Source organism: Rhizobium sp. L51/94, assembly GCF_019355555.1.
Classification (GTDB): domain Bacteria; phylum Pseudomonadota; class Alphaproteobacteria; order Rhizobiales; family Rhizobiaceae; genus Rhizobium; species Rhizobium rhododendri.
The window spans coordinates 123624-147192 of record NZ_CP072141.1 but is presented as its reverse complement, the minus strand read 5'-3'; the positions used below and the strand labels follow the sequence as shown (position 1 = coordinate 147192).

Annotated in this window: 26 protein-coding genes; 16 read left to right on the top strand and 10 right to left on the bottom strand. The window is 62.2% G+C overall.

The features are described from left to right. Nucleotides 1–11 precede the first annotated feature (11 nt). From J5274_RS00720 to J5274_RS00700, 5 genes are all read right to left on the bottom strand, one after another. On the bottom strand, nt 12–848 hold the full coding sequence (locus J5274_RS00720; protein ID WP_142830277.1) for a carbohydrate ABC transporter permease: 837 nt from the start codon (nt 846–848) through the stop codon (nt 12–14). Beyond that, nucleotides 845–1771 carry a carbohydrate ABC transporter permease gene (locus J5274_RS00715; protein ID WP_142830278.1) on the bottom strand — a complete coding sequence of 309 codons (927 nt, stop codon included), beginning with the start codon at nt 1769–1771 and terminating at the stop codon, nt 845–847. Before J5274_RS00715 ends, J5274_RS00720 begins: the two co-directional genes overlap by 4 nt. Further along, nucleotides 1764–2927: an ABC transporter ATP-binding protein gene (locus tag J5274_RS00710; protein WP_142830280.1), complete on the bottom strand. Its 1164-nt coding sequence runs from the start codon at nt 2925–2927 to the stop codon at nt 1764–1766. Before J5274_RS00710 ends, J5274_RS00715 begins: the two co-directional genes overlap by 8 nt. Then, a complete protein-coding gene (locus tag J5274_RS00705) occupies nt 2924–3760 on the bottom strand; it encodes a metallophosphoesterase (protein ID WP_142830282.1) in 837 nt (278 codons plus the stop codon). The genes J5274_RS00710 and J5274_RS00705 overlap by 4 nt, the downstream gene beginning before the upstream one ends. Before the next feature lie 203 nt (nt 3761–3963). Further along, nucleotides 3964–6321: an FdhF/YdeP family oxidoreductase gene (locus tag J5274_RS00700; RefSeq protein ID WP_142830284.1), complete on the bottom strand. Its 2358-nt coding sequence runs from the start codon at nt 6319–6321 to the stop codon at nt 3964–3966. Between the two features lie 157 nt (nt 6322–6478). Between J5274_RS00700 and J5274_RS00695 the strand changes: the two genes are divergently transcribed. From J5274_RS00695 to J5274_RS00665, 7 genes are all read left to right on the top strand, one after another. Then, nucleotides 6479–6688, top strand: coding sequence for a SlyX family protein (locus J5274_RS00695; protein ID WP_142830286.1), 210 nt, complete (start codon nt 6479–6481; stop codon nt 6686–6688). Nucleotides 6689–6812: 124 nt separating this feature from the next. Continuing rightward, nucleotides 6813–7307, top strand: a complete 495-nt coding sequence (gene msrB, locus J5274_RS00690) for a peptide-methionine (R)-S-oxide reductase MsrB (protein WP_142830288.1) — start codon at nt 6813–6815, stop codon at nt 7305–7307. Between the two features lie 87 nt (nt 7308–7394). Further along, nucleotides 7395–8132: a peptide-methionine (S)-S-oxide reductase MsrA gene (gene msrA, locus J5274_RS00685; protein ID WP_142830290.1), complete on the top strand. Its 738-nt coding sequence runs from the start codon at nt 7395–7397 to the stop codon at nt 8130–8132. Between the two features lie 252 nt (nt 8133–8384). Beyond that, complete coding sequence (locus J5274_RS00680; protein ID WP_142830292.1) at nt 8385–9311, top strand: bestrophin family protein; 927 nt, start codon at nt 8385–8387, stop codon at nt 9309–9311. A gap of 65 nt (nt 9312–9376) precedes the next feature. Beyond that, the gene (locus J5274_RS00675) at nt 9377–9916 is read left to right on the top strand and encodes a sigma-70 family RNA polymerase sigma factor (protein ID WP_142830554.1); all 540 of its coding nucleotides are present in this window, start codon (nt 9377–9379) and stop codon (nt 9914–9916) included. Beyond that, nucleotides 9903–10670 carry an anti-sigma factor gene (locus J5274_RS00670; protein ID WP_142830293.1) on the top strand — a complete coding sequence of 256 codons (768 nt, stop codon included), beginning with the start codon at nt 9903–9905 and terminating at the stop codon, nt 10668–10670. Before J5274_RS00675 ends, J5274_RS00670 begins: the two co-directional genes overlap by 14 nt. Nucleotides 10671–10690: 20 nt before the next feature. Then, the gene (locus J5274_RS00665) at nt 10691–11407 is read left to right on the top strand and encodes a Bax inhibitor-1/YccA family protein (RefSeq protein ID WP_142830295.1); all 717 of its coding nucleotides are present in this window, start codon (nt 10691–10693) and stop codon (nt 11405–11407) included. Between the two features lie 79 nt (nt 11408–11486). Here J5274_RS00665 and J5274_RS00660 read toward each other — a convergent pair whose 3' ends face one another. The 5 genes from J5274_RS00660 to J5274_RS00640 are packed head-to-tail and all read right to left on the bottom strand — an operon-like array spanning nt 11487 to nt 16237. After that, the gene (locus J5274_RS00660) at nt 11487–12791 is read right to left on the bottom strand and encodes an FAD-binding oxidoreductase (protein WP_142830297.1); all 1305 of its coding nucleotides are present in this window, start codon (nt 12789–12791) and stop codon (nt 11487–11489) included. Beyond that, a complete protein-coding gene (locus tag J5274_RS00655) occupies nt 12788–13777 on the bottom strand; it encodes a branched-chain amino acid ABC transporter permease (protein ID WP_161990965.1) in 990 nt (329 codons plus the stop codon). The genes J5274_RS00660 and J5274_RS00655 overlap by 4 nt, the downstream gene beginning before the upstream one ends. Continuing rightward, nucleotides 13774–14682: a branched-chain amino acid ABC transporter permease gene (locus J5274_RS00650; protein WP_142830298.1), complete on the bottom strand. Its 909-nt coding sequence runs from the start codon at nt 14680–14682 to the stop codon at nt 13774–13776. The genes J5274_RS00655 and J5274_RS00650 overlap by 4 nt, the downstream gene beginning before the upstream one ends. Further along, complete coding sequence (locus J5274_RS00645) at nt 14679–15440, bottom strand: ABC transporter ATP-binding protein (protein WP_142830301.1); 762 nt, start codon at nt 15438–15440, stop codon at nt 14679–14681. The genes J5274_RS00650 and J5274_RS00645 overlap by 4 nt, the downstream gene beginning before the upstream one ends. Beyond that, on the bottom strand, nt 15437–16237 hold the full coding sequence (locus tag J5274_RS00640; RefSeq protein ID WP_142830303.1) for an ABC transporter ATP-binding protein: 801 nt from the start codon (nt 16235–16237) through the stop codon (nt 15437–15439). Before J5274_RS00640 ends, J5274_RS00645 begins: the two co-directional genes overlap by 4 nt. 118 nt (nt 16238–16355) lie before the next feature. Between J5274_RS00640 and J5274_RS00635 the strand changes: the two genes are divergently transcribed. The 9 genes from J5274_RS00635 (at nt 16356) to J5274_RS00595 (ending at nt 23558) form a co-directional block, all read left to right on the top strand. Beyond that, nucleotides 16356–17084, top strand: coding sequence for a GntR family transcriptional regulator (locus tag J5274_RS00635; protein ID WP_142830304.1), 729 nt, complete (start codon nt 16356–16358; stop codon nt 17082–17084). 8 nt (nt 17085–17092) lie between these two features. Beyond that, entirely contained in the window at nt 17093–17581 is a 489-nt protein-coding gene (locus J5274_RS00630; protein WP_142830306.1) for a DUF3830 family protein, read from the top strand. A gap of 1 nt (nt 17582) precedes the next feature. After that, nucleotides 17583–17936 (top strand): TIGR04076 family protein, encoded by a 354-nt coding sequence (locus J5274_RS00625; protein ID WP_142830308.1) that lies wholly within the window; start codon nt 17583–17585, stop codon nt 17934–17936. A 121-nt stretch (nt 17937–18057) separates the two neighbouring features. Next, on the top strand, nt 18058–19110 hold the full coding sequence (locus tag J5274_RS00620; protein WP_142830310.1) for an aldo/keto reductase: 1053 nt from the start codon (nt 18058–18060) through the stop codon (nt 19108–19110). After that, complete coding sequence (locus J5274_RS00615; protein WP_142830312.1) at nt 19107–19535, top strand: hypothetical protein; 429 nt, start codon at nt 19107–19109, stop codon at nt 19533–19535. Before J5274_RS00620 ends, J5274_RS00615 begins: the two co-directional genes overlap by 4 nt. Before the next feature lie 49 nt (nt 19536–19584). Next, entirely contained in the window at nt 19585–20847 is a 1263-nt protein-coding gene (locus J5274_RS00610; protein WP_142830314.1) for an ABC transporter substrate-binding protein, read from the top strand. 241 nt (nt 20848–21088) lie between these two features. Further along, a complete protein-coding gene (locus J5274_RS00605; protein WP_142830316.1) occupies nt 21089–21520 on the top strand; it encodes an OsmC family protein in 432 nt (143 codons plus the stop codon). Between the two features lie 239 nt (nt 21521–21759). Next, nucleotides 21760–22362, top strand: a complete 603-nt coding sequence (locus J5274_RS00600; RefSeq protein ID WP_142830318.1) for a TetR family transcriptional regulator — start codon at nt 21760–21762, stop codon at nt 22360–22362. Between the two features lie 44 nt (nt 22363–22406). Further along, nucleotides 22407–23558 carry an efflux RND transporter periplasmic adaptor subunit gene (locus tag J5274_RS00595; protein WP_142830320.1) on the top strand — a complete coding sequence of 384 codons (1152 nt, stop codon included), beginning with the start codon at nt 22407–22409 and terminating at the stop codon, nt 23556–23558. The last annotated feature ends 11 nt before the right edge of the window (nt 23559–23569 follow it).

Genomic DNA, 23569 nt, shown 5'->3' with positions numbered 1-23569 from the left:
TTGACGACCGGTCAGCCTTTGAGACCGGTCATGGTAATTCCCTCGACGAAGCGCTTTTGCGCGAGCAGGAAGGCGGCAACGAGGGGAAGGGTTATGACCATGGTGGCGGCCATCAGCGCGCCGTAATCGTCGCCGGCTTCGGCGGCGCGGAAATACATCAGGCCGAGCGGCGGCGTGGCAAAGCTCTGCTTGCTGATGACAATCAGCGGCCAGTAGAGATCGTTCCAGTGGGCAACCACCGAGAAGATCGCGAAGGCGGTGACGGCCGGCCAGGCATTTGGCACGATGACCCGGGCAACGATGCCGATCTCCGACATGCCGTCAAGACGGGCGGCATGGATCAGGTCGTCCGGCATGGCGCGGAAGAACTGCAGGAACATGAAGATCGCAAAGACCGAGATCGAGAACGGCGCCACCAACGCGGTGTAGCTATTGAGCAGCGAGGCGCTGTCGAAGGCGACGTAGAGCGGCAGGGCCGTCGCGTGGATCGGCACCAGCAGCCCGAGCATGACCATCGCCATCATCAGTTTTGCAGCGCGGAACTTGAGTTTGGCCATGGCATAGGCGCAGGGGATTGCGACGATGACCTGGAAAAAGAAGATCAGGCCGCAGACGAGGACGCCGTTCCACAACAGCGTGCCCATCGGCACCCGGCTGAAGGCCTTGGTGAAGTTGGCAACGTAATAGAATGTCTGCGGTATCAGCGACAGCGCCGAGGTGAAGATCTCGCTCTGCGTCTTGCCGGCCGCCGACAGCATGAAGATGTAGGGCGACAGGAAGACCAGCGCGCCGAGCGACAGCACTGTCAGGCGGATGGCGCGGCCGGTGGTGAAGGTGGCTGTGCTCATGAGTAGTGCACCCGCTTGTCGAGGACGTTGTACTGCAGGAAGGTGAGCACCATCAGGATGACGAGGAAGACGACGGTCATCGCCGAGGCGTAGCCGACATGCAGGTAGACGAATCCCTCGTGATAGATGGTGAAGAGCAGGACTTCCGACGCCCTGTTTGGGCCGCCGTCGGTCAGCGTCTGGACCGTCTCGAATACCTTGACGGCATTGATGATGCTGATGGTGGTAACGAACAGCGTCGTCGGCGCCAGCATCGGCCAGGTGACAAGCCGGAACCGATCAATCGCCGAGCGTGCGCCGTCGACTTCGGCGGCGGCATAGAGTTCGCGCGGGATGGCGGTAAGGCCGGCCAGAAACAGCACCATGTTAAAGCCGACCGACTGCCAGACGCCGATGATCGACAGGCTGTAGAGCACGGTGCCGGCCGATCCCAGCCAGTTCGGTCCCGGGATGCCGACCATCGCCAGCATGGCATTGATAGGGCCGATGGTGGGGTGGAACAGATATTGCCAGACGGTCGCCATGGCGACGATCAGCGAGGCGACCGGCAGGAAATAGGCGGTGCGGAAGAAACTGCGCGCCGTCGTCTCGCTCTCGATCAGAAGCGCTACGCCAAGGCCGAGGATGATGGAGACCGGCGCGACGATGGCCGTGTAGACCGTCGTATTCCACAACGACTTCTTGAAGGTGCGGTCGCTGAAGAGGTGGGCGTAGTTGTCCAGGCCGACAAACCGGAACTTGTCGATGCCGAGTTCGAAATTGGTAAAGCCGAGACCGATGACGGCAATCACCGGCAAGAGCACGAAGACGACCATCAAGACGATGGCCGGCGAGGCGAGCAGCCAGGCGGTGCGCGCTTCGTTGCGGGCGTGGATGTCGGCCGTCCTCTTTGCGGGAACGGCGTCGAAGGCGATGCTAGCCATGGGCGTGCTCCCGCACCGCGTCGACGCTGACGTGAGCGGCGGCGAGGCGTTTTCCATCAGCAGCAAAGACCATTGCCCGGTCGGGCGAGAGGATCATGCCCACCGGCTTGCCGACGGCAATGCCGGATGCTTCGGCCGGCGTCAGCTTGGCGATCATGATTTCACCGATGGCGTCGAGCTTGCAGTAGACGATGACCTCGGAGCCGAGGAATTCGACGCGCTCGACACGGGCGGAAAGCGCATCCTTGCCGACGTCCGACAGGCGCACGAACTCGGGGCGAATGCCGATGGTGACGTCGGTGCCATCGACGTGGCTGTCGGCGAGCGTCATGCGGATGCCGCCGAACGAGACGATGCCGTTCTCGGCCAGCGCCGGAACCAGGTTGATGCGTGGCTGGCCGACGAAGCGGGCAACGTCGACATGGGCCGGGTCGTCATAGATGACCTGCGGCGTGGCAAGCTGCAGCAGGTTGCCGCCGATCATGACGGCGACGCGGTCGGCCATAGACAGGGCCTCGGCCTGGTCGTGGGTGACGTAGACCGTCGGCACGCCGGCGCGACGGTGGAGATCGACGATCTCGCCGCGGGCATGGACGCGCAGGTTTGCATCGAGGTTGGACAGCGGCTCATCCATCAGGAAGACGCTCGGCTGGCGGACCATGGCACGGGCCAGCGCGACGCGTTGCCTTTGGCCGCCGGACATCTGGCCGGGCTTGCGATCGAGCAGGTGGTCGATCTTCAGCGAACGCGCCATTTCGGCGACGTCGCCCTGGATCGTCTTCCGGATGCTGCGCTGGCCGGGCATGAAATTGCCGATGAGGGGCAGGCGCTGGCTGCTAGACAGCCGGCGCATGGCAAGCGGCACCGCGATGTTCTGGCCAGCGGTCAGGTGGGGATAGAGGGCATAGGACTGGAAGACCATCGCAATGTTGCGGTCGGCCGCCGCCGTCCCGGACATTTCCTTGCCGCCGATGACGATCTCGCCGCTGTCGGCATGATCGAGGCCGGCAAGGATGCGCAGCAGCGTGCTCTTGCCGCAGCCGGAAGGGCCGACCAGCGCGATGAACTCGCCCGGCTCGACCTCGAGGCTGACGCCCTTGAGGATGGCGTTGTCACCGAAGGACTTGGTAATGCCGGAAAGGGAAAGCGCGCTCATTGGGCCGCATCCCGGACGACCTTGTGGGCTGCCTGGGGATAGACCTCCTCAACGACATCGTCGAGGAAATAGGCGGTCATGCCGGGAACCGCGACAAGCTCGGTGGTGACGTCATCGGCAAACGTGTGGATAGCGGCGCCGACAAAGCGTTCGCCGGGCATTTCGCGTTCCATCTTGTCGAGGATGAAGGCGGCCGGTGGCGCCCAGACGGTGGAGGTGGTCTTGAAGCCGCCCTTCCAGGCCCAGTGCAGGTGACCGCTGCCAAACAGCGCAACATCATGGGCGGCGATCAAATCGTAGAGGCGCTGACGCTGGTTCGGCCGGACGCTCCAGTAACCGGTGTCGCCCTCGTCCGGCGTGTCTACGAAGAGCGGCTTGTGGGCGAAGATCGCGACGCGGCGGTCGCCCCGGCTGGCAAGCGTTGTTTCCAGCCATTCGAACTGGGCTTCGTCCTCGCCATCCTCAAAGCCCATCAACTGGCTGTTGAGACCGATCAGGCGCCAATTGCCTCGATCTTCAACCCAGCGGTCGGGGCCGACGAGGCGCCGCCAGCGGGCCAGCCGCTCGGCATTGACGGGCTGGGCCGAACCCGGGAGATGGCCGACATCATGATTGCCGGGGACAATCAGCATCGGCACGGCAACCTGCCGCATCAGATCCATCGAGAAGACGAGGTCCTCGTCCTTGTCGGCGCCGTCGACGCTGAGGTCGCCGGTGTGGATCACGAGATCGGCGCCGCTGTCGTTGATCCAGCGTGCCAGTGGTTCCCAGTTACCGTTGAAATGCGGCTTTCCGGGGCTGACATGGGTGTCGGTAATCTGGATGATTTTCATGCGGCGTCTCCGAAATAAAGATGGAAGCGCCTTCGGTAAGCGGCGCTCCAGAGGAGGCCGGCGCTTCTTGCCGCTCTCTCTAGTGCTCGCTCATGTCAGTTGAATAACAGCCACACGGCCATTTAGAGTTTCGCCGGATTGTCGCAAAATGTCTTGCGAGTGGCTCCCCGGATCGCTTTCCGGGAAGCTCGGATCGCTCGCTGTCAGGTCTCGATGCCGACCGGCTGACTGGCATTAATCCGGCTGTAAACTGGCATCGGCGCGAGCTTGCTTCCGTCCTTTACGATGTAAACCGGGACGGATTTGGCGGCGGGCACCTTGCTCTTTTCGGCATGTTGCCAGAGCGGTATCAAGGAGTTGCACTCGGGATAATACGCGCCGCAGCACCCTTCAGGGATGCTGTGTGGGACGGCGCGCAGGCCATCCAGCCGGCGGACGATATTGTCATCGGTAGCGGTGACCAACGACACAGTGTCGTCCTTGGCGATGCCGAGCCTCTGCATGTCCGCCACGTTGAGGAATATCACCATGCGGGTGCCTTCGACGCCGCGAAAGCGGTCGCTATAGCCATAGACGGTCGTGTTGAACTGGTCGTTGCTGCGTAGCGTCATCAGCCGGAAAATGTCGGCGTGGTCTTCTGCGAAACTTGCCGACAGTGCGGTCGGCACTTTGAAATTTGCCTTGCCCGTGTCCGTCTGCCAGTCGCGCTCGCGGGCGGCGAGCGGTTTTTCAAAGCCGCCGGGGGTAAACAGCCGCTTGTTGAAATCCTTGAATATCTTCGGGTAGGTCGCCTCTATGGCGTCGCGGACCCTAGCGTAATCATTCACCCACTCGTCCCACGGGATGTCTGGATTGTCGGGCAGGGTGGCCTTGGCGATCCCGGCAACGATTTTCGTTTCGGAATAGAGCCCGGGCCCTGCCGGAGCGTGAAAACCTCTGGAGCCGTGGATGCAGGACGTGCTGTCCTCGACGCTGACAGCCTGAGGACCGCTTGCCTGCTCGTCGATCTCGGTTCTGCCAAGGCACGGCAGGAGGTAGGAGACGCTGCCGTTGAACAGCTGGCCACGGTTGAGCCGGGTGGCGATCTGCACTGTCAGGCGCATGGCCGGCCAGCGCTCCTCCATCACTTCCCGCTCCGGTACGGCGCGAAGGAAATTACCACCGAGCCCGATGAAGCCTTCGACATCGCCCTTGATGATCGACTGGCAAGCATCAACGGTTGTCAGTCCATCCTCGTAAGGCGGCTCGAAGTGGTAGAGTTCCTTCAGCCTGTCCAGCGGAACCAGCTTGGTCTTTTCCGAAATGCCGACCGTACGCTGGCCCTGGACATTCGAGTGGCCGCGTACTGGGCAGATGCCGGCGCCGGGCCGGCCGATATTGCCGCGCAGCAGAAGCAGGTTGACCAGCATCTGGACCGCCTGGACGCCGAGCTTGTGCTGGGTCAGTCCCATGCCGTAGATGCCGATGACGGATTTGGCGCGACTATAGGTATCCGCCGCCTGGACCATTGCGGCAATTGGCAGGCCTGATTCCCGAACGAGGACGTCCCAGTTCTGAGACCTGACGTAGTCGATGAATTCTCCGGCGCCGTGGGTGTGTTCTGCCAGAAATTCGCGGTCGAGGACGCCGTTCCCGCCGGATGCGAGGTCGGCGTCGTCTGTTGCCAGCAGTGCCTTGCAGATTCCGGTTATAGCAGCAATGTCGCCACCGGCCTTGACCTGGTGATACTGGCTGCTGATCTCGGTGGCATGGTTGGTGGCCATCTGGAGCGGGCTTTGCGGATTGACGAACCGCTCCAGCCCGCGTTCCTTCAGCGGATTGAAGGTGACGATCTCGGCGCCGCGCTTTACTGCTTCCTGCAGCTGGTGCAGCATGCGCGGCGCATTGGAGCCTGTATTGTGGCCGAAGAAAAAGAATGCTTCCGCCGTCTCGAAGTCGTCCAGCCGCACCGTTCCGACGGGAATCCCAATGCTCTCCGGAAGTGCGACAGAGGTGGATTCATGGCACATGTTGGAGCTGTCAGGCAGGTTGTTGGTGCCATAAACCCGAGCCATCAGCTGATACATGTAGGATGTTTCCAGCGAGGCCCGGCCGGAGGCGTAGAACACGACCTTGTTGGGATCGACTGCACGGATTGCCTTCAGCTCGCGGCCGATGGCTGAAAAGGCCTCGTCCCATGAGACGGGAACATAGTGGTCGCTCGCGGCATCGTAGCGCATCGGCTGCATCAGTCGGCCGGCATTTTCGAGATCATAGTCGCTCCAGCCGCGCAATTCGGTGACCGTGTGCTGCGCGAAGAAATCCGCGTCGGCGCGCGCGGCGGCCAGTTCCCAGAATGTCGCCTTGGCGCCATTTTCGCAGAACTCGGCCGGGTGAGGCTTGGCGGGCTTTGCCCAGGCGCAGCTGACGCAGGCAAAGCCATCGGCCTTGTTCTGCTTGGCGAGACCTGCAACGACGCTGAGCGGCTGGCCGTTTTCCCGCGCCTGATGGGCCAGCGATCTGACCGACCCCCATCCGCCGGCTGGAGCATCGTTCGGTTCGATTTTCGGAGTGTCGGACATTATCATCTCCCGCTTGCACAAGGCCGCGTTTCGTAACTTGCCTCGAGGCCATCAGTTCCACCGAGATGGAGGGTCCGCTGCAAGATTGGGGCGGCTCTTGCCAACCGGGCCGAAAGCTGGTGTGTCGCCGCCATGGCACGATCGAAAGGAAGCCGAGATGTCTGACCAGGAAAGCCGCATTACCCAGCTTGAGGAAGTTGTTGCCTACCAGGCAAAGACCATCGACGAACTCTCCGACCAGCTGACGGCGCAGTGGAAGGTGGTCGAGGAAACCCGCTACAAGCTCGAACGTCTGGTCGAGCGTTTCATGACGCTCGACGAAGAAACTGCCGAGGCGCCGGCCAACGCGAAACCGCCGCACTATTGATCCCCGTATTGCCGAGGCCTCGCCTGGATAGCGGTCACATTTCTGTGTCTCACGCGGCTTTGTGTAACAAAACCACGGCCGCGTTCGTATCTGCTGTATGATGAATAAAACCGGGAGGACCAGAATGCAGACGAGACGCGCATTGCTGATGACTGTGGCGACCGGTGCGGCGGTGTTTTCCGCGCGGAGCTGGAACGGATCGCTGGGGACTGCTGCTGCCGCAACGTTTCCCATAACCCATACCGATGCGCAATGGCACAAGCTTTTGACCGCAGAACAATACGAGGTTCTGCGCAACGAGGGCACGGAACGCCCCTTCACCAGCCCGCTGCTCGAAGAACACCGTAAGGGAAGATTTGCCTGCGCCGGTTGCGAACTACCCCTGTTTTCCTCGGAGACTAAGTTCGAGAGCGGCACGGGCTGGCCCAGTTTCTGGCAACCGTTGCCAAAAGCCGTCGGGTCCGTCAAGGATACGTCCTACGGCATGGTCCGCAACGCCGTGCATTGTGCCCGTTGCGGCAGCCATATCGGCCATGTCTTCAACGACGGCCCCAAGCCGACCGGCCTTCGCTACTGCATGAACGGCATCGCCATGACGTTCCAGGCATCATCTGCGTGACGCACCTCTTGAAACGCCAATTCCGCCCAGCATTTGGGCTCAGACTTCAGGCCTACGCATTCACCTCCGGCTAACGGGAGATCTTCCATGACGATGACTTTGAAATATTCCATGCGCGAAGCCTTGTCCCGATATGGCCGACGGGCCGGCACCGCTGTTGCGGTCCTTCTGGTCGGCGGCACTGTGCTGCATTTCACACCTTCCCAGGCCGGCGAAGCCCGAGAGATTCCGAAAGCCACTATCGACGCAGCGCCGGGTTCCGGCACCGAGACAATCGCGCTCGCCGGGGGCTGTTTCTGGGGCGTGCAGGGCGTCTTCCAGCATGTCGACGGCGTCGTCAGCGCGGTGTCCGGTTATGCCGGTGGCGCGAAGAATACCGCTGAATACGAGACTGTCAGCACCGGCAGCACGGGCCATGCCGAGACCGTGAAGGTGGTCTTCGATCCGCACAAGATCAGCCTCGGCCATCTGCTGCAGATCTACTTCTCCGTCGCCCACGATCCAACGGAATTGAACCGCCAGGGGCCAGACAGCGGCACCCAGTACCGCTCGGCAATCTTTCCGACCACGCCTGAACAGGCGCGCGTCGCCAAGGCCTATATCGATCAACTGAACAAGGCACACGTTTTCGGTGAGGCTGTCGTCACGAAGATCGAGCCGGGAAAGAGCTTCTATCCGGCCGAGACTTATCATCAGAATTTCCTGACGACCCACCCGACATATCCCTACATCGCCATCAACGACATACCGAAAATCGATGACCTGAAGCGCATGTTCCCCAAGGACTATCGTGCCGAACCGGTACTGGTGACCGCCAGCAACTGATCGAAGGCCACCGCTCCGTCAGGTAACAACTGGCGGAGCGATCCTCAGTCTTTAGGTCTGGGGGGGTAGGTTTGGCGGATATTTATCCGAGGTCTCGTGTATATCCGATATTGCAGTCTGGCGGCATTGCCTCCCGTGTGAGGCGACAAATGGGCGCATACCCCCAGTGCACCGTTTGTGCCAATATCGGTTAGGCAGCCTATCTTTATCCGGTAAGGGTGGTGTACAGGCAGCCCCAACAGAGCATCCACCATGATCGTCCGCGAGCGCCCGGGGCTACTCCCGCTATTCTTCATCATGCGTGGATCGATCGTTCCCCGCATCTTGCCGCAGATCATCGTGATTTTCGTTATGTCCTGCCTCATCACCTGGGGCCATCACGAGCGACCGGGCATGATCCTGTCGGTCAGCGGCGTGCCGTTCGCCGTGCTCGGCACAGCGCTTTCGGTGTTTCTGTCGTTCCGCAACAACGCCTGCTATCAACGCTGGTGGGAGGCGCGGCACAGCTGGGGACAACTGGTCTACGCGGCACGGACGTTTTCGCGCCAGACCTTGCTGCTGGAAGCCTTGCACGGCGAGGAGGGGCGGCGGGTCAGGCGTAGCCTGCTGACGCTGGCCATGGCCATGCCACATGCGCTTGTCCAGCATCTTCGGCCGGAGGGCGACCAGAGCAAGGTCGAGCGGCTATTGCCGGACGATGTCCAGCCCCTCTATCACGCTGCATCGAACAGGCCTGAAATGCTGATGCGGCTGATGTCGGCCGATCTGGCAAGAATGCGGGCGAGCGACCGGATAACAGATATCCAGTACCAGATGCTCGACAGGACAATCACCGACATGGCAATTGTGCCGGCGACCTGCGAGCGCATCCGAAACACGCCGTTGCCGTTTGCCTACACGCTGCTGGTTCATCGCACGGCCTATCTGTTTTGCTTCCTAATGCCGTTCGGTTCGGTCGACGTGCTCGGCTGGGGAACGCCGTTTGCGGCGGCGGTCATCGCCTACACCTTCTTCGGCCTCGATGCGCTCGGTGACGAGCTCGAAAATCCGTTCAGCAAGGAGGCGAATGCTTTGCCGATCGGTGCGCTTGCCGATGCTATCGAGCACAATCTGCGAGAAGCCATGGGCGAGACGGATCTGCCACCGCTGCCGACGCCCACCAATTTCGTGCTGATGTAAGCCGCATTGCGATTTTTTTTGATCGTGCCGGGAATAAGTTCGCATCGGTGTCCGTATACTGGGTCATGGAACGCAACGGACGCACATTCGATGTCTTGGCACAGCTCTCATCCCTGAGACGCTACGCCCGTTCGCTGGTGCGCAACGCCGACGATGCGGAAGACCTCGTGCATGATGCCTTGCTGCGGGCCTATGAGCGCAAGTCGACCTTCCGTCGCGGCGCAAACCTGCGCTCCTGGCTTCTCTCCATCGTCCATAACGCCCATATCGACCGCCTGCGTCGGGACCGGTCGATGGCGCGGCGCCATGATGGCGCGGCCGTCGAGATGGAGCAGTCGCTGGCGGCCGGCCAGGAGCATGCCGTCCGGCTGTCGCAGGTGCGTGACGCCTTCTTCAGGCTTCCGGAAGAACAGCGTGCGGCGCTGCATCTCGTTGCCATCGAGGACATGTCCTACAACGAGGCCGCAGCGACGCTCGGCATACCTGTCGGCACGCTGATGTCGCGAATTTCGCGGGCGCGCGCCCAGTTGAGGGATTTCGAGGACAAGGCGCCGGCTGCGTCGCATCTGCGTGTTATCGGAGGGAACGATCATGACGTCAGTTGATCCGATCATCGACGCCGATCTCGATGCCTATGTCGACGGCGAACTGGATGTATCGCGGCGCATAGCGGTGGAATCCTACCTGTCGGAACATCCGGCAACGGCTGCCAAGGTCATGGCCGACTTAAGCCTGCGCGGCGAATTGCGGCTGGCACTGGCGACGGAGGCCGTAACCGGCGGGGTGCAGACCCGCGAGGCCGCCCGTCGTCTGGAGCGTGGGCTTGCCTACGGTCGCGTATTGCAGTCATTGCAGCGCATTGCTGCCGTTGCCGTTCTGGTGGCATCGGGCTGGGTGGCACACAATTCGTTCGGCGCTTTCTCGGCCACCGAGGTCTCGGCATCCGTGCCGCCGCCGGCTTTCGTCGACGATGCGGTTGCGGCTTTCCGCACCTCGGCATTGAGGGCGCAGGTCGCCTCGCAGCCGAAGTCGGCCAACTACAATCCGGATGATATCCGGGCGGCAACCGCAATCGTCATGCCGACGTTGCCGGCCGACTGGAAGGTGGCCGATGCCGAAATCTATCCGTCGGCCTTCGGACCGAGCATCGAAGTTACCGTCGATGCGAATGGCAAGCGGCTGTCGCTGTTTGCAGTCCGGCCAGGCAGTTTTGCCGTCGCCAAGGTCGACCACATCGCCCTCGACGGCGTGCAGGCATCCTACTGGCAGATCGGCGATGTCGCCTACGCGCTGGTTGCCGATGCCGCCGCCAACAATCTCGACGGGGAGGCCGAGCGGCTTTCCCGGACACTCTATTAACGCAATCAAGGAGACAGATCATGAATCCGATCAATCCCCGCTCCGGTTTCGGCGTTAACGCCGGCACCCAGGCGCTGTTCGACGAAGGACTGCGCAAGCATATGCTGCGCATCTACAACTATATGGCTATCGGTCTGGTCGTGACGGGGCTCGTTGCCTTCGTCGTCGGCACGACGCCGGCGCTCTATGTGCCGATCTTCTCGTCGCCCCTGAAGTGGGTCGTCATGCTGGCACCGATCGGCTTCGTGCTGTTTTTCTCGTTCAAGATCCAGTCGATGTCCGCCAGCGGCGCGCAGGCCATGTTCTGGGCCTTCTGCGCAGTCATGGGACTATCGCTCGCCTCGGTGTTCCTGGTGTTCACCGGCGCCAGTATCGCCCGCACCTTCTTCATCGCAGCCACCATGTTCGGCGCGACAAGTCTCTATGGCTACACGACGAAGCGGGATCTCGCCAATTTCGGCTCGTTCCTGATGATGGGCCTGATTGGCGTCGTGATCGCCAGCGTCGTCAACATCTTCCTCGGCTCGACTGTCCTGCAGTTTGCCGTGTCCGTGATCGGTATCGCCGTCTTCGTCGGCCTGACCGCCTGGGATACGCAGAACATCAAGGAACAGTATGCCGAGAACTATGACCAGGAATCGCAGCAGAAAATGGCTGTGATGGGCGCCCTGTCGCTCTACCTGAACTTCGTCAACATCTTCCAGCTGTTGCTCAACTTTACGGGCGACCGCGAGTAACAGCTCCTCCTGGTGGGGCCAGGAGTGAGCGGGCGCCCGTCGATCTGTCATGGGATCGGCGGGCGCATTGCGTTTGGGGTTAGGCTCGCTCGTCCAGCCGGTCCTGCAGCATGCTCCACGGCAGCAGCGCATTGGGCGCGTGCTTCAGGAGAGCATGGAACGGTATCGGTGCCGGCGGTCCGAAGGGGATCGCAAGATCACGGGCATCTGCACCTGTTGCCCAGGCGGCAAGCTCCTTGCCCATCGCCGTCGTCATGGCGATGCCGCGTCCGTTGCAGGCAAAGCCGGCGATCAGTCCGGGTCCGAGATCGACCAGATGCGGCAGGAAATCCGGTTCGACAGCAGCCAGACCGGACCAGCTGAATTCCAGCGGCGGTAGATCGGGGAGCCCGAGCTTTTCGGCCATGCGTCGATGGATTGTTGCTGGCACACGGGCGTCGGCGCCAGGGCCGAAGATGTGCATACCGCCCGAAATCAGCCGATTGTCGGCATCGAAGCGGAAGGTGAAGAGGTTGCGCCTGGTATCGGAAACACACTGATTTGCCGGCAGGAGCCGCTGGCGGATTGCGGCCGGCAGCGGATGTGTGGCGACCTGGAATACCTTCAATGGAAAATAGGTGCGGGCGAGTTCCGGATTGAGCCGTCCGCCGTAGGCATTTGTCGCGACCACGACCTTGCCGGCGCGCAGGCTGCCCGTCGGCGTCTGCAGCAGCCAACCGTCCGCTGCTCGGCCAATGGCTGAGACGGGCGAGCGCTCGAAGATACGGGCGCCAGCCGCTTCCGCAGCGTCGGCAAGGCCGCGCGCATATTCGACGGGATTGAGCACGCCCCCGGATTTGTCGGTCCAGCCGCCGAAATAGCCGTCTGCACCGGTCACGTCGCGGATCGTCTGTCGGTCCATGACTTCCGCCGGGCGTCCGCGGGCCTGCCATTGCGCGGCGCGGGACTGTACTTTTTCGAGGGCGTTAGCGGAATGGGCAGGCTGGATCCAGCCGCTCTGCTGCGCGGCGCACTCGATTGCGTGGCGGCGGATCAGCTCGAAGACCAGGTCGCCGCTGCCCGCTGCCAAATCTACCAGGCGCTTTCCGCGCTCGGGGCCCAGTTGCTGGATGACGTTATCCGGGTCCACCTTGGCAAAGTTTGGAACCACGAAGCCGGCGTTGCGACCGGTGGCACCCCAGGCGATGATACCGGCCTCCAGCAGTATCACCGAAAGACCTTTTTCTGCCGCATGCAACGCAGTCGACAGGCCGGAGAAGCCGCCGCCGACGATGGCGAGGTCAGCATCGAGCGGGCCTTGGAGTTGCGGCCGGTGCCGCCGGTTGCGGCCGACGACGTGCCAGAGGGACGGCGCGTCCGGCGATGCGGTGTCTGCTTTGCTCACGAGGCGGCACCATTCTGGTCGGGCATGGCCGGCGGCTGCTTCTTGCCGAACCAGCGCAAGCGGCGCGGCATGTTGCCGAGGATGCCGTTAGGGCGCACCAGCAGGATGACGCAGAGCATGACGCCGATGGCGACGATCTGCAGCGAGGCGGCGCGGGCCTGCTGGTCGGTCGGGAAGGCTGCGCTGGTCAGCGCGCCGGAGCCCGCCCAGATCGCCCAGACGAGGACGCTGCCGAGGATGGCGCCTTTGTTGCTGCCGGAACCACCGACGATCAGCATGGTCCAGACCTGGAAAGTCAGCGTCGGCATGTAGTTGTCTGGCGCGATGAAGCCGATGAAATGTGCCTGCACGGCGCCGGCCAGCCCCATGATGGCGCCGCCGACGGCAAAGGCCTGGACGCGGTAGAAGCGGGCGCTCTTGCCGAGCGAGATGGCGGCCCGCTCGTCTTCGCGCAGGGCCTTCAGCACGCGCCCCCATGGACTGCGGGCAAGGTGCTCCAGTGCCAGATAGGTAATGAGCGTGACTCCGGCGACGACGGCGAGGTTGGAGAAGTTGAAGAGCACGGGCGTTTCGGCAAGTGCTGCGAAGGGGCGAGGGATGAAGCCGATGCCGAACGGGCCGCCGGTCAGTTTCTGCGCATTCAAAGCTACCAGTTGCACGACCACGGCGACACCGAAGGTGGTGATGGCAAGGTAGTCAGATTTCAGCCGCAGCGTGGCGACGCCGGTGATGGCGGCAGCCAGGGCGGTGACGATCATGGCGCCGAGCCAGCCGACGACAATCGGCATGTCGAAGCCGCCGAAGCGGCCGACGGTATCGGGTGTCGTCAGCAGCGCCGAGGTATAGGCGCCGATGGCGACAAAACCGGCGAGGCCGACGTTGAAAAGGCCGGTCAGCCCCCATTGCAGATTGAGGCCGAGGGTGATCAGCGAGAAGATCAGCGCCGTCGTCAGGAAGAAGGCGCCATAGCCAAGAATGTCCATCATCTCTCTCTCACTCCGAAGAGGCCGATCGGCCGGACCAGCAGCACCGCCATCAGGATGACGAAGGAGACCGCCGCGCGCCATTCTGCGCCGATCAACTGGACGGCGCCGGCTTCCGTCAGGCCGATGATCAGACCGCCGAGCACAGCGCCGGGCACGCTGCCGATACCGCCGAGAATGGCTGCGGCAAACATCGGCAGCATCATGTCGAAGCCCATCAGCGGCCGGATCTGCACGAGAATGCCGATCATGACGCCGGCCATGCAGGCAAGCGCCCCGCCGACCAACCATGTCACGCGCACCACCTTGGCGACGTCGATGCCGACGACGCGGGCGAGCGCCGGGTTCTGACTGACGGCCTGCATCGAGCGACCGATCTGCGTGCGGGTCATCAGCAGGTGTACCGCCAGCACCAGAAATGCTGTCAGCAGCAGCAGCACGATCTGGTCGGGCGTGATGCGGATGCCGAACCCGACCGGCATGGCGATCTGGATCGAGCGGCTGAAATAGGCCGGACGCGAGGTGAAGATGAACTCCAGCAGGCTGCGCAGCGCCATGGAGGCGCCGAAACTGGCCATCACGACGATGATTGTCTGGCCTTTTGCCCGCAGCCGCGCAAACAGGATCTTGTCGAGCAGCAGCGCCATCAGCCCGGTAAAAGCCATGCCGATGACCACTGCAACGATCAGCGGCCAGCCGAAGGAAAACGGACCGATCGGTGCGATCTTGCCGAACATCGCACCGATGGCGCTGACTGCGGTCAGGGTGGCGTAGGTGCCCCAGGCCATGAAGTCGCCATGGGCAAAGTTTGAGAAGCGCAGGATCGAATAGGTCAGCGTGACGCCGATGGCGCCGAGGCCGACCATCGAGCCTGTCAGCAATCCGTCGATGATGAATTGCAGGTTCATGCGGCACCTCCGGTCTCGGTCGGTCTGGCAGGCTGCGTCGGGCGCTGGCCCAGATAGAGTTCGGCCACGACGGGATCGTTCCAAAGCTCGGAGGCGATGCCTTCATGGTGGTCCTTGCCTTCGACCAGCACATAAGCGCGGTCGCCGATCGCCAGCGCCGCCTTGGCATTCTGCTCGACCAGCAGGATTGTGACGCCGGATTTGCGGATTTCGGTCAGCATCTGGAACACCATCGACACGAATTTCGGCGACAGACCAGCCGAGGGCTCGTCGAGGACGAGCACCTTGGGGTCGACGACCAGCGCGCGGGCAACGGCGAGCATCTGCCGCTGTCCGCCGGAAAGATTGCCGGCGGCGATCTTGCGATGGCGGGCAAGGTCCGGAAAGGCGGTGTACATCGCCTCTATGCGGGACGGGACGTCCCTCGGCTTCAGGATGCCGCAGGCGACCTTCAGGTTGTCGTCCACCGACATCTGCGGAAAGATATTTTCCGTCTGCGGCACGAAGGCAAGGCCGAGGCGGACCATCATGTGGGCCGGTGCCGCAGTGATATCCCGCCCGTCGAGAAGCACGGTGCCGGCGGCGATCGGCACGAGGCCGGCGACAGCCTTGATGAAGCTCGACTTGCCGGCGCCGTTGGGACCGAGCACGACGACGATCTCGCCCTTGTTGACGGTAATCGAGGCGCCACGGACGATCGGTACGCCGGGCTCGTAGCCGGCGACGAGATCGCGCACGAGGAGAACGGGTTCGCTCATGCCGCACCTCCGAGATAGGCTTCGATGACGCGGGGGTCGCGCGCCACTTCTTCCGCCGTGCCCTGGCAGAGCAGCTGGCCGCCAGCCATGACCAGTACGCGATTGCAGAGCCGGGTGACCATGTCGATATTGTGCTCGATCAGCAGGAAAGTGATACCGCGGGCGTTGATATCGCGGATGCGGTCGATGATGACTTCGAGCAGGGTGGCGTTGACGCCGGCCGCCGGTTCGTCGAGGAGGATGATGGCGGGATCCGCCATCATCACCCGGGCAAGTTCCAGAAGCTTGCGCTGGCCGCCGGAGAGTACGCGGGCGGGCTCGTGGGCCAGCCGCGTCAGCAGGACGAGATCGAGCAGCTCCATCGCTTTTTCGCGTGAGCGCTTCTCCTCGGCGACAACGCGCCATGGCACCAGGAAGTTGGCAAACAGTTTTTCGCCGGTCTGGTGCTGGGCGGCGAGCATGACGTTTTCGATCAGTGTCATGTTGGGGAGCGGGCGGGGGATCTGGAAGGTGCGGCCGAGGCCGCGACCGATGCGCCGGTGTGCGGATTCGCCGGAAACGACTGTGCCGTTCAGTCGGATTTCGCCGCTCGTCGGCAGGACGCTGCCGGAGAGAAGATCGAACATCGTCGTCTTGCCGGCGCCGTTCGGGCCGATCAGGCCAAGGATTTCGCCGTGCCGCACTTCGAAGGATACGTCGTTGACGGCGGCGATGCCGCCGAATCGGCGGACGATATTCCTCGCACTCAGAACAGGCTCCCGGGTATCCTCCCCCTGCCGTTCAGATGGTAAACTCATGGATCCCTCTGGCCGGGAACGATCGTTGTCGCACCCTGATTTTTTGATTTGTGATCACACTTGCATTGATCACGCTATTCAGCTTTAATTCGTTCTGCAAGTCAAAAACGGGATCGCAATGCAAAAGGCCTCAGCCGAAAAAAGCAATGATCTGATTGCCGCCCAACTGGCCCCGGTTGGCCGCGAAACCGTTCAGGACCGTGTCTATTCCGAGCTTCGCAGGGCGCTGATCGGCGGGCTTTTCGAGCCGAGCCAGGTGCTAACAATCCGCGGACTTGCCGATGCGCTTGTTACCAGCACCATGCCGGTGCGCGAGGCGCTCGGGCGGCTGATCACCGAAAAGGCGCTGGAGGCACTGCCCAATCGCTCGGTACGTGTCCCGCCGATCACGCTGGAGCGTATCGACGACCTCCTGCGCGCCCGTATCCTGATAGAGGGCGAGGCCATCGCGCTGGCCGCAAAACGCATGGGCCCGAAAGATATCACGGTCATCGAGGGCATGCTGCACGAATGGGACGAGATGCGCGCCCTGAAGCAGAAGAAGGACGTGGACCGCGAGGTCACGCTCAACCAGACATTCCATTTCGAGATATACCGGGCCTGCAGCTCGGCCGTGCTCATCCCCATGATCGAAAGCCTGTGGCTGCAATCGGGCCCCTGTATCCGGGTGGCGATCTATGCCTTCTCCGAAGCCGGCGAGGTCGATACCGCCCATTACCATCGCAGCATCGTCGCGGCATTGGCCGCCCAGGATGCCGACGCGGCACGGGCCGCGCTGGTCGCCGATATCAGCCGGCCCTTCACCTTTTTGCGCAACAAGCTGCAGACAGACGCAGCCAGGATTTGAGACCGATCATGAGCCAGAATGCAATCCACATCACCGAGCCCCGTTCCGGACTGTCCGTGATCGCGCCGCTGCTGGCCGGCAAGGCGCCCGAGAACGTTGCCTTCTTCATGCAATATCTGTCCGAGCCGCGCATCGTGCCCGGCATCCATGCGATGTGGACCGGCCCGGAAATCTCCTGCCCGATCCCGGCGGCTCATCTCGAGGGGGCCGCCTATGCAACTGCGCTGCCGGCCGAGAACGCTACGGTGACGCCGCAGCCGGGCGATATTGTGCTGAGTTACGTGCCGGCGCGCATGTGGGGCGGCAGCCCCAACGCCATTTTCGACATCGGCCTGTTCTACGGGCAGGGTGCGCGGTTGCTGTTCCCGATCGGCTGGCTGGCCGGCACCGTCATGGCGCAGGTGCGGCCGGAGGAGCGCGAGCATTTCGCTGCCGCCTGCGGCATCATCCGCCGCAACGGCGGCTGCGACGTCACCTTCGCGCTGACGGAGGTTTGAGGTGAGCGAAACCGACGACAGTTTCGAGCTTTACGACCTGCGCGTCGAGGCGGTCATCCCGGAGGGCAAGCCAATCTATTGCGGCGCCAGGGAGGGCGATTATTTCGAGCTGAAAGGCGAGATGCTGTCGATGCCTGCAGGCCAGGGATTTTCCATCTATTCGATTTCCGCCGTGCTGCCGCTCTTGGCCGCCAAGCAGCGGCCGACGCACCGGAACGACTGGATGACCTCGGATGCCGAAATCGCCTGTCCCGACCCGAACTGCGCTAGCCGGCTAAGGATCGTGCGCACGGGCAAGCGTCGTTTCAGCCATGCCGAGACGACGGCAGTGCCGCTGCCGGGTGACGAGGCCTGAATGATGGCGCGCGGCGCAGGAGCGATATCTGTCTTCTCCCCGTGGGGAGAAGATGCCCAAAGGGCAAATGAGGGGGAGCCCTTCGCGCTCCACCGTTCTACCAATTTGAAAGCTGCATGACATGACGAAAACCTTCGAACTTCGCCCCGGCTATGCCATTTCCCGCGTCATTCGCGGTGGCTGGCAGCTGGCCGGTGGCCATGGGGCGATCGATCGCGATCAGGCCGTGACCGACCTGATCGCCGCATACGATGCCGGTATCAGGACATACGACTGTGCCGACATCTACACCGGCGTCGAGGAACTGATCGGCGCTGCCCGGGACCGCCTGCGCAATGAGCGCGGGGCCGAGGCGGCGGCCGAGATGAAGGTTCACACCAAGCTGGTGCCCGATCTCGAGAAGCTCGGCAACATGAACCGCGATTATATCCGTGGCATCGTCGAGCAGTCGCTGCGGCGGTTGCGCACGGAGCGCCTGGATCTTGTGCAGTTCCACTGGTGGGATTACTCGCTTGACGGCTATCTCGATGCGCTGGGCTGGCTCAACGAATTGCACGGGGAGGGTAAGGTCCGTAATGTCGGCACTACGAATTTCGACACCCAGCATGTTGCCGAGATCCTGAAGGCGGGTATCCCGCTGGTCAGCCAGCAGCTGCAATATTCCGTCCTCGACCAGCGGCCGGCCAACAGCCTGACGGCGCTGGCTGCGGCGAATGATGTGAAATTCCTGTGCTACGGTTCGGTTGCCGGCGGTTTCCTCAGCGACAAGTGGCTGGGCCAGCCGGAGCCGGAGATGCCGCTCGAGAACCGGTCGCTGGTGAAATACAAGCTGATCATCGACGACTTCGGCGGCTGGGACCTGTTTCAATCGCTGCTTTCGACATTGAAGGTCATTGGCGACCGACATGGCGTCGATATCGCCACTGTCGCCAGCGCCTGGGTGCTGCGTCAGCCGCAGGTCGCAGCTGTCATCGTCGGTGCCCGCAATCAGGCGCATGCGCTGGCCAATGCCGGCATCATGGATATCGTGCTTTCGGCAGACGACATGGGGCAGATCGAAGCGATTATCGCTGAAAGCAAAGGCCCCCTCGGTGACGTCTACACGCTGGAACGCGACCGAAACGGCAGGCATGGCTCCATCATGCATTACAATCTCAACGCGGGGAAAGTATGAGCCAGGATCAGTCACTCTTCGAGTGTGCCCGCGCCGAGGTCATCGCCTTCCACGAATTCTTCGTCGGCTGGTACGATGCGGCGACGGCTGACCTGACGGATTTCGGACGCTGTGAGCAGGCGTTCGGAGACGGCTTCCAGATGATACCGCCGACCGGCCGCGTTTTCGACAGGGCGGCGACCATCGATCTGATCCGGGCCAATCGCGCCACCTTCCATGGTGATTTCTCGATCGACATCGAGGACATCCGCGCGGGCTTCCAGACTGACGATACTGTCGTCGTCACTTATGTCGAGGTGCAGTGCCGCAGGGGCGTCCGGTCCCGTCGGCAGGCGAGTGCCCTTTTTACCGCGAGTTCATCGGCGCCATCGGGCGTCCAATGGCGGCATCTGCAAGAAACCTGGTTGCAGACACCGGAGACCTGACAGGATTACTGCGTAAAAATAGAAGTCGTACCTAACAAGGGGAACAATCATGAAAAAGACGCTTCTTTCCGTAACCACCGCTCTCGGCCTGATCTCTGCCGCTGGCATCGCCAATGCCGCCGATTGCAAGATCACCGTCGGCCTCGTCATGGAACTGACCGGTCCTGCCGGCGAATACGGCCAGGCCGGCGCCAAGTCGGTCGAAATGGCCTTCCGCGACCTCAATGCTGCCGGCGGCGTGCGCGGCTGCGACCTCGTCACCGATACCCGCGACAGCCAGAGCCAGGGCAACGTCGCTGTCGATGCGGCAACGCAGCTAGTACAGGTGAAGAAGGTGCCCGTCATCATCGGCGGTATCATCTCGTCGGTGTCGATCCCGATCCTGACCTCGGTTACTGCTCCTGCGAAGGTTGTCCAGATTTCGCCTGCTTCCTCGTCGCCGACGCTGACGGCGCTCGGGCGCGATGGCAAGACCAACGGCATCTTCTTCCGGACGATCACCTCGGATGCACTGCAGGGCGTCGCCGCTGCTAAATACGCGGTCGACAAGGGCTTCAAGAAGCTCGCCATCATCCACGTCAACAGCGACTTCGGCGTCAACATGTCGGCCGAATTCTCGCGCGCCTACAAGGCGCTCGGCGGCACGATCATCTCCGACACGCCGTACAACGAGAAGCAGTCGAGCTATGCCTCCGAGGTCACCGCTGCCATGTCCGGCACCCCGGATGGCCTCTACCTGATCAGCACCCCGGTCGACGGCGCGACGATTGCCCGTACCTGGGTGTCGCAGGGCGGGGTGCAGAAATTCCTGCTCAACGACGGCATGAACAGCCCTGACTTCATCGAGTCTGTCGGCGCCGATTACCTGAAGGAAGCCTACGGCACGTCTTCCGGCACCAGCCCGACGGCCTCGACCGATTATTTCATGAAGAACTACAAGGATTTCTCGGGTATCGAGCCATCCAATCCGGCAGCCGACCGCTCCTATGATGCCGGTGCCATTGCCGGGCTTGCCATCGCCATTGCCGGCTCGGAAGATCCTGCCAAAATCAAGGACGCGATCTACAAGGCCGTCGATCCTTCGGGCACGCCTATCTATGCCGGCAAGGAAGAGTTCACCAAGGCACTCGGCCTGATCAAGGATGGCAAACCGATCCGCTACGAAGGCGTCATCGGTCCCGTCGCCTTCGACAAATACGGGGATATCACTGGCCCGTTCCGTCTCTGGAAGATTGCCGATGGCAAGGTCGCCACCGATGGTGAGATGTCGACGGACGACGTCAACAAGCTGCAGGCGACGCTGAACAAATAGTGCATTCGGCGCAGTGCAGTCACATCCGCCTTTACCAGGAGCCCCGCGAGCCAATCGGATCGCGGGGTTTTTTGTGCCTTGGAAAAGAAGCCGTGGCCGTTTTTGAAGTTTCATGCTGCCGCGGTCGTCTTTTGCGGGGAAAACCTTATATTGCCAATGGGGGAGCCTTTTAGGTTTTTCCGATCGATTGCCCTGGAGCGGCAGCCGCCGTCTCCCGACAACCAATCATAAGGAGCACCACATGAAGATCACACGCACGGGCTCGGCCCACTGGGCTGGCGGAATCAAGGATGGAAAAGGCGAGATCAGCACCCAGAGCGGCGCTCTGAAGGAGCATCCTTACGGATATGCCAGCCGTTTCGAAGGCGTTGCCGGCACCAATCCGGAAGAACTCATTGGTGCTGCCCATGCCGGTTGCTTCACGATGGCTCTTTCCGGCATCCTCGATGGCGCTGGCCTTAAAGCGACCAGCATGCAGACAACTGCCAGGGTCACCCTGGAAAGCGTCGAAGGCGGCTTCGGTATCACGGGTATCGCCCTGACGCTGGTTGCAAGCGTGCCCGGCACCGACGAGGCCAAGTTCAAGGAACTGGCTGAACAGGCGAAGGCCGGTTGCCCGTTATCAAAAGCGCTTGCCGCCGTGCCAATGACGCTCGACGTGCAGTTCTCCTAAGAAAAACTGCTGCCTGACATGCCGGACCAGCCAATGGTCCGGCATTTTTTATGCGTCGTGCGCTCCGAGCTCCGAGCTCCGAGCTCCGAGCTCCGAGCTCCGAGCTCCGCGCGCCTCGGCTATGAACTCCCGCACAGTGAAACCCGTGCCAGGTGCCTGGCAATGCGTTGACAAAGTATGACTTTCGATTTACGCCTGACGAAAATAGAATTTCGTCAGTCGTAAATCGAAAGTGCCTTATGAACGCCATCGCCGATTCCTCAGAGGTCAACCGCCAGGAGAATGTTGCGCGCATCCTCGATTGTGCCGAGCGGCTTTTCCGCCACTACGGCTATGCCAAGACAACGGTGGCCGACATCGCCAAGGATCTCGGCATGTCGACGGCAAACATCTATCGCTTCTTTAGCTCCAAGGTCGAAATCCACCAGGCGCTCTGCGGGCGGATGCTCGATACCGGTTATGAGCTCGCCCTTGGCGCGGCGCGCAAGCAGGCGAGTGCCGCCGACAGGCTGCGTGCTCTCGTCCATGGCCAGTACAAGCTCACTCTCGATACCATGCTCGACGAGGAGAAGGTTCATGAGATGGTCGTCGTCGCCATCGAGCGTGACTGGCATGTCATCGAAAAGCACATCGACCGCATCCACGACGTCATGGCTGGTATCATTTCCGAAGGGATCGCTGCCGGCGAGTTTGCCGAACAGGACCCCCACATCGCGTCGAAATGTCTTGGCGCAGCAACGGTTACCCTCTGTCACCCGCAGATGGTGGCGCAGTGCCTTGCCAAGGAGAACCGGGCGATGCCCGACGATCTCGTGGAATACGCCATTCGTGCCTTGAGATAATTTGCCTGCTGCCGTCCATCCGCCGTCGACCGAGGAGTGCGATCATGATTTCGCCCATCAAACTGCGCCTTTCATCCGCCTTTGTCCTCCTCATCGCTGCTGCCGTCATTTCCGGCTGCAACGAGAAGCAGGCCGAGACCAAGCCTGTCATTCGCCCTGTCAAGGTCGTCGAGATTGCCAAGGCGGAAACAACGCGGACACTGGATTATTCCGGCTCCGTGCGGGCCCGAACCGAGATGAACCTCGGCTTTCGCGTCAGCGGCAAGATCGTCGAGCGGCGCGTCGATATCGGTCAGCGGGTGAAGCCGGGCGATGTGCTGGCGAAAATCGATGCCACGGACTACGCATTGGCGGTCAAGCGCGCTGAGGCGGATCGTCTTTCCGCCGAGAAGCAGGTCCAGACCGCAACGCTTTCTCGCGATCGCGCCCAGCAGCTGTTCGATAAGAACGTCTCCTCGAAGTCGCAACTCGAGCAGGCACAGCTGGCTTACGACCAGGCCGTCGCAACGCGCGATTCGGCCATCTCGTCGCTCGACGAGGCCAAGAATCAGGTCGCCTATGCCAGTCTCGCATCGGATCTCAATGGCATCGTCACCGCCGTCAATGCCGATGTCGGCCAGGTGGTCAGCACTGGCACGCCGGTGATCACCGTTGCGGTCGACGGAGAGAAGGAAGTCGCTATTGCCGTGCCGGAAACCGATGTTGGCCAGTTCAGCGTCGGCAAGACGGTCAAGGCCCGTTTCTGGGCGAACGACGGCCTCGTGTTCGATGGCAAGGTGCGCGAGGTCTCCGGCAGCGCCGATACGCAATCGCGCACGTTCTCAGTCCGGATCAGCCTGCCGAACGACCCGCGCGTGCTTCTCGGGATGACTTCTACCGTCGAGGCGACAGCGGAAAACGCCGTGCCTTTCGTGTCCATACCGCTCAGTGCGCTGGCCGAGAAGGACGGACGCAAGGTCGTCTGGCTGGTCGACAGGACAACGGCCACCGTGCATGCGCAGGACGTCAGGCTTGCCGAGTTTACCGGGGTCGGCGTCCGGGTCTCCGATGGCCTGAAGGCCGGCGATCTCGTCGTCGCCGCTGGCACGCAGTTCATGGCCGAAAACATGCAGGTCAAGCTACCCGATGGCAGTGGACAGCAGGCCGCCGCCGCAGAGCCTGTGGACGCTGCTGCGTCTGCGGCCGTCATGCGCTGATCGCACTCGAA

What these genes read in the sequence shown, in the direction of transcription:
- J5274_RS00650 (WP_142830298.1), bottom strand. Translation starts at nt 14,682, where the DNA reads ATGAACCTGCAATTCATCATCGACGGATTGCTGACAGGCTCGATGGTC.
- J5274_RS00720 (WP_142830277.1), bottom strand. Translation starts at nt 848, where the DNA reads ATGAGCACAGCCACCTTCACCACCGGCCGCGCCATCCGCCTGACAGTG.
- J5274_RS00645 (WP_142830301.1), bottom strand. Translation starts at nt 15,440, where the DNA reads ATGAGCGAACCCGTTCTCCTCGTGCGCGATCTCGTCGCCGGCTACGAG.
- J5274_RS00715 (WP_142830278.1), bottom strand. Translation starts at nt 1,771, where the DNA reads ATGGCTAGCATCGCCTTCGACGCCGTTCCCGCAAAGAGGACGGCCGAC.
- J5274_RS00670 (WP_142830293.1), top strand. Translation starts at nt 9,903, where the DNA reads ATGACGTCAGTTGATCCGATCATCGACGCCGATCTCGATGCCTATGTC.
- J5274_RS00710 (WP_142830280.1), bottom strand. Translation starts at nt 2,927, where the DNA reads ATGAGCGCGCTTTCCCTTTCCGGCATTACCAAGTCCTTCGGTGACAAC.
- J5274_RS00675 (WP_142830554.1), top strand. Translation starts at nt 9,377, where the DNA reads ATGGAACGCAACGGACGCACATTCGATGTCTTGGCACAGCTCTCATCC.
- J5274_RS00705 (WP_142830282.1), bottom strand. Translation starts at nt 3,760, where the DNA reads ATGAAAATCATCCAGATTACCGACACCCATGTCAGCCCCGGAAAGCCG.
- J5274_RS00695 (WP_142830286.1), top strand. Translation starts at nt 6,479, where the DNA reads ATGTCTGACCAGGAAAGCCGCATTACCCAGCTTGAGGAAGTTGTTGCC.
- J5274_RS00630 (WP_142830306.1), top strand. Translation starts at nt 17,093, where the DNA reads ATGAGCCAGAATGCAATCCACATCACCGAGCCCCGTTCCGGACTGTCC.
- J5274_RS00635 (WP_142830304.1), top strand. Translation starts at nt 16,356, where the DNA reads ATGCAAAAGGCCTCAGCCGAAAAAAGCAATGATCTGATTGCCGCCCAA.
- J5274_RS00620 (WP_142830310.1), top strand. Translation starts at nt 18,058, where the DNA reads ATGACGAAAACCTTCGAACTTCGCCCCGGCTATGCCATTTCCCGCGTC.
- msrA (WP_142830290.1), top strand. Translation starts at nt 7,395, where the DNA reads ATGACGATGACTTTGAAATATTCCATGCGCGAAGCCTTGTCCCGATAT.
- J5274_RS00610 (WP_142830314.1), top strand. Translation starts at nt 19,585, where the DNA reads ATGAAAAAGACGCTTCTTTCCGTAACCACCGCTCTCGGCCTGATCTCT.
- J5274_RS00595 (WP_142830320.1), top strand. Translation starts at nt 22,407, where the DNA reads ATGATTTCGCCCATCAAACTGCGCCTTTCATCCGCCTTTGTCCTCCTC.
- J5274_RS00615 (WP_142830312.1), top strand. Translation starts at nt 19,107, where the DNA reads ATGAGCCAGGATCAGTCACTCTTCGAGTGTGCCCGCGCCGAGGTCATC.
- J5274_RS00600 (WP_142830318.1), top strand. Translation starts at nt 21,760, where the DNA reads ATGAACGCCATCGCCGATTCCTCAGAGGTCAACCGCCAGGAGAATGTT.
- J5274_RS00700 (WP_142830284.1), bottom strand. Translation starts at nt 6,321, where the DNA reads ATGTCCGACACTCCGAAAATCGAACCGAACGATGCTCCAGCCGGCGGA.
- msrB (WP_142830288.1), top strand. Translation starts at nt 6,813, where the DNA reads ATGCAGACGAGACGCGCATTGCTGATGACTGTGGCGACCGGTGCGGCG.
- J5274_RS00680 (WP_142830292.1), top strand. Translation starts at nt 8,385, where the DNA reads ATGATCGTCCGCGAGCGCCCGGGGCTACTCCCGCTATTCTTCATCATG.
- J5274_RS00605 (WP_142830316.1), top strand. Translation starts at nt 21,089, where the DNA reads ATGAAGATCACACGCACGGGCTCGGCCCACTGGGCTGGCGGAATCAAG.
- J5274_RS00640 (WP_142830303.1), bottom strand. Translation starts at nt 16,237, where the DNA reads ATGAGTTTACCATCTGAACGGCAGGGGGAGGATACCCGGGAGCCTGTT.
- J5274_RS00655 (WP_161990965.1), bottom strand. Translation starts at nt 13,777, where the DNA reads ATGATGGACATTCTTGGCTATGGCGCCTTCTTCCTGACGACGGCGCTG.
- J5274_RS00665 (WP_142830295.1), top strand. Translation starts at nt 10,691, where the DNA reads ATGAATCCGATCAATCCCCGCTCCGGTTTCGGCGTTAACGCCGGCACC.